13 protein-coding genes are annotated in these 12,963 nt (G+C 30.2%); 9 read left to right on the top strand and 4 right to left on the bottom strand.

All coding sequences use genetic code 11. The annotated features are described in order from the left end of the window. Positions 1-5: 5 nt before the first annotated feature. From abc-f to L8V88_RS05590, 7 genes are read left to right on the top strand one after another with little or no spacing between them, the layout of a single operon-like run. Positions 6-1,943, top strand: a complete 1,938-nt coding sequence (abc-f, locus tag L8V88_RS05620) for a ribosomal protection-like ABC-F family protein (protein WP_263727199.1) — start codon at positions 6-8, stop codon at positions 1,941-1,943. A 53-nt stretch (positions 1,944-1,996) separates the two neighbouring features. Further along, complete coding sequence (locus L8V88_RS05615) at positions 1,997-3,184, top strand: M48 family metallopeptidase (RefSeq protein WP_263727198.1); 1,188 nt, start codon at positions 1,997-1,999, stop codon at positions 3,182-3,184. Continuing rightward, positions 3,184-3,984: a HemK/PrmC family methyltransferase gene (locus L8V88_RS05610; protein ID WP_263727218.1), complete on the top strand. Its 801-nt coding sequence runs from the start codon at positions 3,184-3,186 to the stop codon at positions 3,982-3,984. Before L8V88_RS05615 ends, L8V88_RS05610 begins: the two co-directional genes overlap by 1 nt. A gap of 29 nt (positions 3,985-4,013) precedes the next feature. After that, the gene (locus L8V88_RS05605) at positions 4,014-4,481 is read left to right on the top strand and encodes a DUF4149 domain-containing protein (protein WP_039628182.1); all 468 of its coding nucleotides are present in this window, start codon (positions 4,014-4,016) and stop codon (positions 4,479-4,481) included. A gap of 32 nt (positions 4,482-4,513) precedes the next feature. After that, complete coding sequence (locus L8V88_RS05600; protein WP_263723996.1) at positions 4,514-5,263, top strand: flagellin; 750 nt, start codon at positions 4,514-4,516, stop codon at positions 5,261-5,263. Positions 5,264-5,300: 37 nt separating this feature from the next. Beyond that, complete coding sequence (gene cmoB, locus L8V88_RS05595; protein WP_263727197.1) at positions 5,301-6,176, top strand: tRNA 5-methoxyuridine(34)/uridine 5-oxyacetic acid(34) synthase CmoB; 876 nt, start codon at positions 5,301-5,303, stop codon at positions 6,174-6,176. 2 nt (positions 6,177-6,178) lie between these two features. Continuing rightward, complete coding sequence (locus L8V88_RS05590; RefSeq protein WP_263723994.1) at positions 6,179-6,742, top strand: hypothetical protein; 564 nt, start codon at positions 6,179-6,181, stop codon at positions 6,740-6,742. Here the strand turns inward: L8V88_RS05590 and L8V88_RS05585 are convergent. Both L8V88_RS05585 and L8V88_RS05580 read right to left on the bottom strand, forming a co-directional pair. Then, the gene (locus tag L8V88_RS05585) at positions 6,722-6,907 is read right to left on the bottom strand and encodes a hypothetical protein (RefSeq protein ID WP_263727196.1); all 186 of its coding nucleotides are present in this window, start codon (positions 6,905-6,907) and stop codon (positions 6,722-6,724) included. The genes L8V88_RS05590 and L8V88_RS05585 overlap by 21 nt on opposite strands. 8 nt (positions 6,908-6,915) lie before the next feature. After that, positions 6,916-7,440: a thermonuclease family protein gene (locus L8V88_RS05580; RefSeq protein ID WP_263727195.1), complete on the bottom strand. Its 525-nt coding sequence runs from the start codon at positions 7,438-7,440 to the stop codon at positions 6,916-6,918. A 53-nt stretch (positions 7,441-7,493) separates the two neighbouring features. On the opposite strand from L8V88_RS05580, the gene L8V88_RS05575 reads away from it, so the two are divergent. Both L8V88_RS05575 and L8V88_RS05570 read left to right on the top strand, forming a co-directional pair. Then, positions 7,494-8,762, top strand: coding sequence for a M20/M25/M40 family metallo-hydrolase (locus tag L8V88_RS05575; RefSeq protein WP_263727194.1), 1,269 nt, complete (start codon positions 7,494-7,496; stop codon positions 8,760-8,762). A 133-nt stretch (positions 8,763-8,895) separates the two neighbouring features. Continuing rightward, complete coding sequence (locus L8V88_RS05570; protein ID WP_263723991.1) at positions 8,896-10,290, top strand: anaerobic C4-dicarboxylate transporter; 1,395 nt, start codon at positions 8,896-8,898, stop codon at positions 10,288-10,290. Positions 10,291-10,319: 29 nt separating this feature from the next. Here L8V88_RS05570 and L8V88_RS05565 read toward each other — a convergent pair whose 3' ends face one another. Continuing rightward, entirely contained in the window at positions 10,320-12,170 is a 1,851-nt protein-coding gene (locus L8V88_RS05565) for an aryl-sulfate sulfotransferase (RefSeq protein ID WP_263727193.1), read from the bottom strand. Between the two features lie 27 nt (positions 12,171-12,197). Next, positions 12,198-12,848, bottom strand: a complete 651-nt coding sequence (locus L8V88_RS05560; protein WP_263727192.1) for a thiol:disulfide interchange protein DsbA/DsbL — start codon at positions 12,846-12,848, stop codon at positions 12,198-12,200. Positions 12,849-12,963 lie beyond the last annotated feature (115 nt).

The following is a 12,963-nucleotide window of genomic DNA, read 5'->3' as shown; positions in this document are numbered from 1 at the left end:
GAAATTTGGCTTTAATAGATTTAATCGATGCAAATAAGAAATTTAATACAAAAATAGTTTTAGAAAATGCAAATTTTAGTGCAAATTTAGGAGAAAAAATCGCCATTATAGGCAAAAATGGCGAAGGAAAATCAAGCTTTTTAAAAGCCCTTATGGGAACTTTAAAACTAGATAGCGGTAGAGTGATTAAACAAAATAACACTAGCATAGGCATGCTAAGCCAACAAGTAAGCTTTGAAAGCACCTTAAGCGTGAGCGAAGCCATCAAAAAAGAACTTGAAGAAATTTATCAAGCCTTAAAAGAATTTGAAAACTATAACGAAAAACTAGCTCTTGATCCTGAAAATAAAGAATATTTAAAAAAAGTAGATGAATTAAGTTTATTTATAGATTCAAAAGATGCATGGAATTTAGACCAAAAAATACAAAGAATACTAGAAGAGTTTAAACTATTAGAGTATAAAGACAGAATACTTTGCTCTTTAAGTGGAGGCGAGATAAGACGCGTAGGGCTTTGCACGCTTTTGCTAAAAAATCCTGATATATTATTGCTTGATGAGCCAACTAATCATCTAGATGTATATATGAGTAGTTTTTTAGAAGAAAGATTAAAAGCTTCTAAAATGTGTGTTATTTTCATCTCTCATGATAGGTATTTTATCGATGCGATAGCGCAAAAATGCGTAGAAATAGAAGCAGGAAAATTAAGCGTTTTTGAGGGTGGGTATACGCAATATCTAGAAAAAAAAGCAGCTATTTTAGCCTCCTTAGCTAAAAGCCACGAAACCCTACTTAAGCAACTAAAAAGTGAGGAAGAATGGCTAAGAAGAGGAGTTAAAGCTAGACTTAAACGCAACGAAGGACGTAAAGAACGCATTTTTAAAATGCGTGAAGAAGCTAAGAAAAATCCAGGAGCTATCAAACGCTTACAGCTTGAAATCAAAAGAGCAAGTAAAAATTTCAATCAAACCCAAAGTCAAAACCGCAAAAAAATGCTTTTTGAACTTAAAAATATTTCAAAATCTATCGCCAACAAGACACTTTTTAAAGACTTTAATGCACGAATTTTACAAGGTGAACGCATAGCTATAGTAGGTAAAAATGGCTGTGGTAAATCTACTTTTTTAAAAATTTTACTTGATCAAATTCCGCTTGATAGCGGGGAAATTAAAAGAGGTGAAGTTAAAATAGGTTATTTTGATCAAAGTAGAAGCTTACTCAATACCGATAAAAAACTTTTAGAAATTTTTTGCCCAAATGGTGGTGATCATATTCAAGTGCGCGGTAAAAATATGCATGTTTATGGGTATTTAAAACAATTTTTATTTCCAAAAGAATTTTTAGAGCAAAGTGTGAGTGTGTTAAGCGGGGGCGAGAAAAACAGAGTTGCCCTAGCCTTGCTTTTTACTAAAGAATATGATGTATTAATCTTAGATGAACCAACAAATGATTTAGATATAGCTACAATAAATATCTTAGAAGAATATTTACTTTCTTTTGAAGGTGCGATTTTGCTTGTATCACATGATAGATATTTTGTTGATAAAATAGCAACTAAACTTTATGCTTTTGAAGAGAATGCAAATATTAACATAGAAGTTCTTTCTTATAGTGAGTATTTAGAAAATGAAAAAGAATATAAAGACTTTGAAGAATTTTCTAAAAGTTTAGAAACAAGCACTACAACAAGTGTAAAAACAAAAGAAAAATCAAGTAAAAAACTAAGCTATAAAGAAAATGAAATTTTAAACTCATATCCTGATAAAATTCATAAATTAGAAGAAGAAATCAAAGAAATCAAAAATGCTCTAAGCAATCCTGCAATCTATCAAGAACTAGGTATAAATACCCTTTATGAAAAGCTAAATTCCTTAGAAAATGAACTTAGTATTTTAGAAGAAGCTTATTTTGAGGTTTTGGAAAAAAGTGAAAGCACTGATTAACTTTATATATTTTAAATAAGATAAAATTACTCAAATTTATTTAAGGAAAAATTATGACTTTAATATCTATTTTATGTATTTACACGGCCTTTTTGGTTTTTATATCTTATATGCAAATTTCTTTTTTAAAAAAAGAAAGAGAAAAACAAGCGATTATTTTAAATGAGCATGATTATAAAAATGCTGCAAATATCGCCATAGAAAATGAAAAATACAAAATCTTTTCTAATCTTTATAATCTGATGATTAATATTTCTTGGATTAGCTTTGGCTTTTTGTATTTAAAAGAAATTTTTATAAAAGAAAATTCTACTTTAGAAAATACTTTATTTTTACTTGCATTTTTATTGATTATTAGTATTTTAAATTTACCACTTAGTTATTATGAAAGCTTTATAAAAGATAAAAAACACGGCTTTTCAAATATGACTTTAGCACTTTTTATTAAAGACAGCATTAAATCTTTAGCTCTAATGCTTATTTTTGGCTTTTTAATCATCTATGCTTTAGTGTTTTGTTTTGAATTTTTTAGCACATACTGGTGGATTGTTGCTTTTGCTTTAAGCTTTATAATCATACTTATTATAAATCTCATCTACCCTACTCTTATTGCACCTATATTTAATAAAATGAAAAAACTTGAAGATGAAAATTTATTAGAAAAAATCACTAATTTAATGCAAAAATGTGGTTTTAGCGCAAATGGTGTTTATGTTATTGATGCAAGTAAAAGGGATAAAAGATTAAATGCTTATTTTGGCGGTTTATTTAAAAGCAAAAGAGTAGTGCTTTTTGATACACTTTTAAATGCTTTAAAAGAAAAAGAACTCATTGCTGTTTTGGGTCATGAGCTAGGACATTTTGTGCATAAAGATTTGCTAAAAATGTTATTTTCTAGTGCTTTGATGCTTTTTGCTTTATTTTTTATCTTTGCACATTTACCAAGCTTTTTTTATATTGAAAGTCATTTAGATGGAGTAAATGCTGGAGTTTTTGCGCTTTTATTGATTTTTGGAAATATTTTTACTTTTATTATCTCTCCACTACTTAATAAAATGAGCCAAAAAAATGAATTTAATGCTGACTTACATGGAGCAAAACTAAGTTCTAAAGAAGATATGAAAAATGCCCTCATAGCCTTAGCAAAAGAAAATAAAGCCTTTGTTAAAACAAGTAAAATTTATACTTTCTTTCATCTAAGTCATCCTTGTATTTACGAAAGAATTAAAGCTTTGCAATGATTTCAATCAAACAAGCTTTAAAGCAAGCTTACGCAAAAGATCCTACTCACAAAGAATATATACTTTTTATTCTTTGTGAGCTTTTACAAAAAGATAAGGCTTGGATTTTTTTAAATCCTGAATTTCAAATCGATGAAAAAGTTTTTTTAGAATATGTGGATAAATTTTTAAATGGCGAGCCTTTTGAGTATTTATTTCAAAAAACGCAGTTTTATGGTTTAGATTTTTTTATTGAAAAAGGGGTTTTAATACCGCGTTTTGATAGTGAAATATTACTTGAAAGATGCTTAGAAATTTTAGATCATAACTCTTTTAAAAATATACTTGAGATCGGCTTTGGGAGTGGAATTTTAAGTATCTCTCTAGCAAAGTTAAAGCAAATTTTCATACAAGCTTGCGATATTAATCCAAAAGCGCTAGAGCTTGCTAAAAAAAATGCAGATTTTCATAATGTTTCAAATTTAATTAATTTTCAACTTTGTGATTTTAAAACTATGCAAGGAAATTTTGACTTTATTTTTTCTAATCCTCCTTATATAAAAAATAATTATCCTTTGGATAAATGGGTGCAAAATGAACCACATAATGCTTTATTTGGCGGGGATAAAGGTTGGGAAATTTTACATGAAATTATCCTTTTTGCCAAAAATCATAACACAAAAGTCTTAGCGTGTGAGTTTGGCTATGATCAAAAAGCAATTTTAAATAAAATTTTAGAAGAAAATGATTTTAAAGCTACTTTTTATCAAGATTATAATGGATTTGATAGAGCCTTTGTTGCGTGGAATTTAAAAAATTAGACTATAATTATCTTTTTATAGGAGAAAATATGAAATCAATATATTTATTTTTACTAGCAAGTTTAATTGGGATTGAAATTAGCATAGGCGTATTTTTAGCTCCGACTATATTTTATCCTGCTAAATTCATAGGCGAAGGGGTTTTAACTCATTTTCAAAGCGGACTTTTAATGACACACATTTTTGTGCAATTTGGTTATGTTTTGCTAGGTGTGAGTGTTTTATCTATTTTAATGGAAATTTTCTCATTTAAGGATAAAAATTTAACTTTTAAAATAAATTTTTCAAAATTTATGCTTTCTTTGATCATTTTGGCACTAAGTTTGCTTTTTGTATTTTACTTCACTGCTTATGTTTTAGAAGCACAAAGCTTAGGAGAAGAAGCAACTAAGACTCAAGAATTTATAAAAATTCATGGTGCAAGTGAAGTTGTGATGAAAATTATCATGTTATCACAAGTAATTTTGTTTTTTTTAAATTTTAAAACAAAAAAGTGATATAATAAATAAGTCTTTAAAAGGAGTCAAAGATGAAAATAGGCGATATAGGAACAACTCAACAAAACCATTACTTAAATCAAGCTCAAAAAAGCCAAGAAAAAGCTTTAGAAAATATAGCCGCAATGCGTGCTATAGACGGGAGCGATGGGGCAAATTTAGCCATAGCTGATTCTTTAAGAAGTCAGTATAGCACTATAGATCAAGGTATTTTAAACGCTTATGACTCAGTGGGTGTTTTGCAAATTGCAGACTCAGCGCTAAATAATATCTCAGCTACTGCAGATAGACTTAATGAACTTTCAGTACGCTCAAATAGTGCTGCATTAAATGATAGACAAAAAAGTATGCTAAATACCGAAGCAAATAAACTCATCAGCTCAATCAATGATGCATTTTCAAATGCAACTTTTAATGGAAAAAATGTTTTCCAAAGTATGGATTTTGTTGTTGGATCTGGGGTTGAAAGTATCAATTTAAATCAACCAAGCACAGCAAACTTAAGCCTTGAAAACCAAGATGGAATTCGTGATTTTCAAGATCAAGTAGGTTCTTTACGCGCAGATATTGGTGCTGGGATCAATGCTATCCATTCTAATATCAACTCATCTTTGCAAACTAGCATTAACACTAAAGAAGCTGAAAGTAAATTGCAAAATAATGACTTAGCACAAAATATCAATGATTTTAATGCAAATTACCTAAAAGAAAATGCATTTTTATTTGCAAATGCTCACTCAAATGTAATGCTACAAACTAAATTAGCAAGCCTACTTCAATAATAAAACTCCCAAATAAGGGAGTTTTTCAAGGAAAAATATGCAAGATAATGCTTTGTTAAAGCAAGTTTTAAAACATCCTTTATATGAAAAAATTCAAAAACTTAGCACAAAAGTTCAAAACTCAAATTACCTTATAAATGAAAGTTTTGATATTTTTTGTGATAAAAGCTTAGATAATGAGATTAAGGACATTGCCTTAGAATTAAAACCTTGGCGTAAAGGACCTTTTAAAATTAATGATTTGTTCATAGATACAGAGTGGCAAAGTTTTATTAAATTTAACATATTAAAGTCTTATATGCAAGAAATCAAAGACAAAGTGGTCGCAGATATTGGCTGTAATAATGGTTATTATATGTTTAAAATGCTTGAATTTAATCCTTCAAAACTCATAGGTTTTGATCCTTCTATTAAGTATTATTTGCAATTTTTACTTTTAAATTCCATTGCAAAAACTCCTATACAATATGAGCTTTTAGGTGTGGCTGATGTACCAAATTATGGCATAAAATTTGATGTGATTTTTTGTCTTGGCGTAATTTATCATCGTAGTGATCCTATAGCCATGCTAAAACAACTCAAGCAATCTTTAAATAAAGATGGTATAGTCTTTTTAGATACTATGTATATAGAAGATGAAAGAGAAATTGCACTTATTCCTCAAAAAACTTATTCAAAAATACCAAATATTTTTTTCATTCCGTCGATATTGGGTTTAAGAAATTGGTGTTATAGAGCTGGATTTAGTGAATTTGAAGTTATAGCAACTAAACAAACTGATTTTGAAGAACAAAGAAAAACACAATGGATTGATTCTTATTCTTTAGATCAATTTTTAGATGAAAACGACTCAAATTTAACTTGCGAAGGCTATGAGGCACCAAAAAGAGTTTATGTTAAATTAAAGGTGTAAAAATGGCAAGAACAGTAAGTGCTGTTAGTATAGAAGAATTAATAGATCCAGAAGAATTAAATCGCATTAAATCAGAACTTATCACTTGTCCAGGGATAAACAATACTTTAGCAGGAAGCATTTCTCATATAGAAAAAAATTTCGCCAAGGGTATTTTAATCACAACCCATGATATGGCAGTAGATGAGCTAGGATTAGTGCATAGTGGTTTTGTATTTAATGCAGCAAATTATATAGCACAAGCTGCAATCAATAAAGAATTTAGTGTATTAATAGGCTCAAGAAGTTTTTTTTATGCTCCTTTAAAAGTTGGAGATATTCTAAATCTTGAAGCAAGTGCATTATTTAGTGATGACTCAAGAAAAAGAGAAGTTAAAGTGGTTGGTTTTGTCAATGAAATTAAAATTTTTGACGCATCATTTCAAGTAATTACCACCGATGATCATATATTTAAACTCAAACAAAATCAAACTGCCACAAACAACAATCAAAACCAACAAGAACCAGCCAAACAAGAAACTACACAAGAAGAGCTTAATGCAGTCTTAAAAGGAATCGGGGGTTAAAGGCAAATCCACCCAATTCTTTGGGCATTCTTTATGATAAGTCCCGCTTGCATCATAATATTCTTTACAATCATCATAAAAGCGGTTTGAAATTCCTCTTTCATTTACAAAGCAACCGCTAAAAAATAATACTAAAAACCCTAGAAAAAATACACTTTTAAACATTTCTCATCCTATTTTAATCTTATTTGCTTACGCCATTTATAAGGCTCTATAGGATTTTCATCAACCCATAAACCTTTTTTGTTTTCTTTGGCATAAGTTTGCTCATTTACATACAAATCACTATAATGTTCATAAGCCCAAGCAAAGCCATTTTTAACCATAACTTGATTAATATCTTTATCATTTAAATATACAATGGCTAAAATTCTACCATATTTATCCTCATCTTTTACATTCAAAACCACTTCTTTATTCAACACAATTGCATTTAAAAATTGCGTAGCCATTTTTCCATAGGCTTGATCACTCTCAGGCGCGTCTATACCAAAAAGTCTAATTTTAAGCTTCTCATCTTCAAATTTAGCCTCAATAGTGTCCCCATCTATCACACGACTTATTTTAGCATTAATATACGAGCCACTATCATAATTTAAAATATAAGCAAAAGCAAACAAAAAAAGTACAATTAAAAATTTCTTTGGATCTTTTAATAAAGTTATCAATAATTTAATTTGCTTTTTAGAAATTTTCATTTAAACCTCATCTATATAAAAATATGCCATAATTACAATAAAAAGGAGATTTTATGCAAAAAATTATACAAAATTTTAAACAAATTACTCAAATACCTCATTGTAGTTTTAAAACCGAAGAATTAAAAAATTTTCTCATTGACTTTGCTAAAAGTCAAAACTGCCAAGTAAGTGTTGATAAAGCAGGTAATATCCATGCATATAAAGGAAACCCTAAAATTTGCTTACAAAGTCATTATGATATGGTTTGCATGGGAGAAGCTCCAAATATACAAATGTATAAAGAAAATGGATATTTAAAAGCTAAAAACTCAAGTTTGGGTGCAGATAATGGTATAGGAGTATCATTAATGATGCAGGCTTTAAAAGACTTTGAAAATATCGAATGTCTTTTTACCAATGATGAGGAAGTTGGACTTTGTGGAGCAAATAATCTTGCACATACTTTAATTTCAAACAAGCTGTTAAATTTAGATCATGAGAGTGATGATGAAGTTGTTATAGGTTGTGCTGGTGGTGTGGATATTTTTGCTAACTTAAACTTAGAAATAGGCGAAAAAGAAGGCGAATGCTATGAAATAGAGGCAATTGATTTTAAAGGCGGACACTCGGGAATTGATATTGTTAAAAATATTAAATCATCTATTAAAGAAGCAAGTTATTTTATCACTCAAAACCAAGGCGAGCTTTGTGAATTTAGCGCAGGTGAGAGAATTAATTCTATACCAAAACATGCTAAAATCATAGCATTTTTTCAAAATCCTCCAAAAGAAAATAATCATTTTAAAGTAAATTATCTAGGTAAAATCAAAAGAACATATTATAAAAATTCTCAAATCATTTTAAATCTTATCAATGCTTTTGCACAAGGTGTTAGAACTTTTAATCATCAATTAAATTTAGTCCAAACAAGTATCAATCTTTCATTAGCTTATGAAAAAGAAGGTAAATTTCATTTTGAACTTTTTGCAAGATCAAATGATTTACAAGAGCTTAAAACTATAGAATTTGAAACCTTAACTTATTTTAAAATGCAAAATTGTGAAGTTTCAAGTGCGAATTTTTATCCACCTTGGGCTAATAAAGATACTAATTTTGGAGAAGAAATTCTAAGCTATTTTAAAAAAGAAAATCCAAATGCCAAACTTTACACTATACATGCTGGTTTAGAATGTGGCATTATCAGCGAAAAACAACCGCTAGAATGTTGCTCCATAGGGCCAAATATCCATAGCCCTCACTCAACAGATGAAAAATGTGAAATAGCTTCTATTGAAAAAATCAGCAAAATTCTTTTTGCTGTCTTAAAAAATTACCAATAAACTGAAAAAAACCAATATTTTGACAAACAAATTCAAAATATTGGTAAATATTTATTTAAATAATAAAAAATTTTATTTACTATTAATAAAACTTACACTATACTCTCGCATATTTTAAAAACAAGGAGAGAGTATGGAAATGCTAACTAGCCTTAGCGAAGGCACTCAATTTAGTATCCAACTAGCCGTAGTTCTCATTTGTCTTTTCTATGGGGCAAAAAAAGGTGGTATCGCTCTAGGTTTATTAGGCGGTATAGGTTTATTAGTTTTAAGTTTTGGTTTTGCTGTAGCACCTGGAAAACCTTCAATCGATGTTATGCTTACCATATTAGCTGTTGTTGTTGCTAGTGCAACTTTACAAGCTAGTGGTGGTTTGGATGTAATGTTACAAATCGCAGAAAGAGTTTTAAGAAGAAATCCTAAATTTTTAACCATCTTAGCTCCTTTTGTAACTTGTTTTCTAACCATGCTTTGTGGAACCGGACATGTTGTTTATACTATGATGCCTATTATTTATGACATTGCTATTAAAAATGGCATACGCCCAGAAAGACCAATGGCTGCTTCTAGCATTTCTTCTCAACTTGGGGTTATAGCAAGTCCTGTTTCAGTTGCTGTTGTAAGTTTAACTGCATTACTTTTAAATCCAGAAATCAATAAACATCCTTTAGCGGGATTTGATGGCTATGTAGATTTACTTGCTATTACTATACCTTCTACTTTAGTAGGCGTTTTAGCTATAGGAATTTTTTCTTGGTTTAGAGGAAAAGATCTTGATAAAGATGAAGAATTTCAAGCTAGAATCAAAGATCCAGAGCAAAGAGAATATATCTATGGCGATAGTAAAACTCTTCTTGGGCAAAAACTTCCAACTATTCAATGGGTAGCTATGTGGATTTTCCTAGGCGCTATTGCAATAGTGGCTATACTCGGAGCCTTCCCAGAACTTAGACCACAATTTACCTCAAAAGGTGTTACTAAACCTATGAATATGGTCGCAACCATTCAAATGTTTATGCTTTTAGCAGGTGCAGCACTCATCATCTTTACTAAACTTGATGCAAGTAAAATTGCAAAAAATGAGATTTTTAAATCAGGTATGATAGCTTTAGTGGCTGTTTTTGGAATTTCTTGGATGGCAGATACTATGTTTGCAGTACATACTCCTATGATGAAAGAGTCTTTAGGTAATATCGTTATAGAACACCCTTGGACTTATGCAGTTATGCTTTTATTAATTTCTAAATTTGTTAATTCTCAAGCAGCAGCGATTGCAGCATTTGTACCACTTGCATTAGGTATTGGTGTTGAACCAGGTATTATCATTGCTTTTGCAGCAGCTTGCTATGGATATTATATTTTACCAACCTATCCAAGCGATCTTGCAACTATACAATTTGACAGATCAGGTACTACAAAAATAGGTAAATTTGTTATCAATCACAGCTTTATCTTACCAGGTTTAATTGGTGTAATTGTTTCTTGTATAGTAGGTTATTTCTTAGCTTTAGGTGCAGGATATTTATAAAACTAAAGGGCTTTAAAAAAGCCCTTTTTTTATTTAAATGCTTTTTCCAAATCAATAGGCATAGCCTGATAACCAGTACTTGCTCCACTAAAGCGAATTTGCACCGAAGGTTCTTTAGCTCCCCATTTAAACTCATCTATTTCAGGTTTTGGTTCTCCTATAGCAACACCCTTGCTTAAGTCAAAAGACATTCCAGCACTAGCGCTATAAACCATAATAGAATTTTTATCTTTATGATACTCAGTTAAAGAAGTAATAGGTGAAAACCATTCATTGCCTCTTTGCTTTCCGTATTCCCATACCTGTTCTACGGTTTTATTTTTTTGATCTATTTTATATACAACCGCTCTTGAATATTTCATCGAAGCAAAAGCAGGTTGTGTTATAGCTCTTGCATCGCCATTATCAAAAGCTGTAATGTAAATATATCTTTTATTAGATTTTTCATCTATTCTAAAGGCAGTATGCTGTGTCCATGTAAAATCAAAGCCACCTTCCTTGTTTTTATAACCAGGACATTTACTATAATCATCTTCACAAATTATATTTTTGCCATTTTTATCAATAGGTTGTAAAAGTGCTTTTTTATACTTTTCTCCCCAGCCCTTATGTGCTCCTAGTATCCATTTTACTTTTTTATCACGTCCGATTTTTATAATAGCACTTTGATGACGACTTGAAATGATAATGCTATCATCACTTGGATCATAATCTACACTATTTACATGAGCCCAGTTACGCCCTACTCCAGTGCCTGCTATATCCCCAAAAATTTCACTTGTATCCATTTTGGCTAATTCTTCATTGCTTAGAGTTTTACCCGCTTTTGAAACATCTACATTTAAACAAACCGCACCTTGATCTAAAACTTTGATAATATTAGCTCTATATGGATCTAAAATTTCAAAAAGCCTCCACTCATCTACTACATTGCCATTTTTATCAACTTCTACTATCACATCACGCACCGAGCGCACATTTTTACCATCAGGACGCTTAACATTAGCCAAGGCCACTCTTAAAAGATAATTACCATTTGGCATTTGGCTCATAGAATGAGAAAAATCTATATAAGAAGAAGGTAAAAGGCGGTTAAAAATTTCTCTACCCATTAAATCATATTTTACATATCTTTGACCAAACCCAAAGCTTAACGCCCCATCTAAGTTTTGTCTAAAGCCCATCATAATGCCACGATTATAAATATTGTTTTTATCCATTAGTTTATCATTATCTAAATACCAACGAATTTCACCCTTTGTGTCGACAATGAAGACATTAGAAGCCTCATCCCATTCTAAAGCACCACCACTTGGATTATTCCATATAGCTTGAGAGCTTTTTGCACTGTATTTTCCTGGAGTATTATTTACTAGATACAATCTATCTTCAAATTCTTTACCTACTTTAATCACTTCCACTTTTTCAAAAGGCACACCTCTTTGCATAAGACTTCCACTTGGCTCTATATTTACCCCACTAGTTGCTATTTTATATACCTCATCTATTATTTTTTCACTTTTTCCAAAAGCACTTTTAGTATAACTTACTTTTACTGTATTAAAATACGATGGATAAAGTCCAAAAACAGGAATTCCTCCATAAGTTTTGATTTTACTAGGGCTAACCTTATAAGATATAGTTTGCCCATTTGGTTTTGGAACTATAGTTACGCTTACATCGCTTAGTTTATATCCACCATCCATAATTACAGCGCTAAGCGGAGATAAACCATAAGGATTAAGCTTTATAGCTCCAATTTGCCCTTGCACTTGATAATCCACTTTAGCACCACTCATCCCACCTATACCAAAAGCAACATTAGGTAACAAAGCCATGCTTGCAAGCAAGCTAATGCTAATGATTTTTTTAAATTTCATATTTTTTCCTTTTTTAGCGGATACATATCACTTAGCAGAAAGTTCTTTAACTATACGGACTAGTTCTTCCAAAGAAGTGATATACTCAGGATTGATTTGATATTTACCATTTACCACAAAAGCAGGTGTGCCATAATTTCTTGAAATTTCATTAGCCACATCATAAGCAGCTAAAAGCTCTTTGGCTTCTTTAGTTTGTAAAAATTTTTGCAATTCTTCTTTACTAGCACCAATAACATTTAAGCCTATTTTATAAAACAAATCAAGATCATTTAAATTTAACTTTTGCTCAAAATGACTTATAAAATACACATCAGCAAGCTTATAAGTAAGACTTTTTTCACTAGCAACATCTAAACCTAAAGCTTTTTCTTTAAAAGAAGCTAAAGCAAACATCTCATTTAAAGCACCACCATACTCACTCATAGAACTTACCGAGAAAAGATCATATTTTAAATTTGGCAAAGCTTCTTTAACCTTTGCTAGAGTGTGAAATTGATGATGATTATAGCAATGAATACAACGATAAGAAAAAATTTCTATCAGTGAATTTTGTGCATTTGGGATAGGTGTTTTTAAAGTAATATACTCTTTACCCTCACTTAACGCATTTGCGTTTGTACTAAAAACAAAAGCTATAATAGCTAATAATTTAGACATTTTTTGCAACACTTGCATGATTTTCCTTTTTTTGATGATATAAAATACAATTCTAACATAAGATATAAAATCAAGAATGTTTTATGCTTTTCTTATAGCGTTTTAGATAAAATTTACTAAAATTTATAAGGAC

The sequence above is a fragment of the Campylobacter sp. IFREMER_LSEM_CL2101 genome (genome assembly GCF_025771825.1).
Classification (GTDB): Bacteria; Campylobacterota; Campylobacteria; order Campylobacterales; family Campylobacteraceae; genus Campylobacter_D; species Campylobacter_D lari_C.
This window is presented reverse-complemented; position numbering and strand designations above follow the sequence as displayed.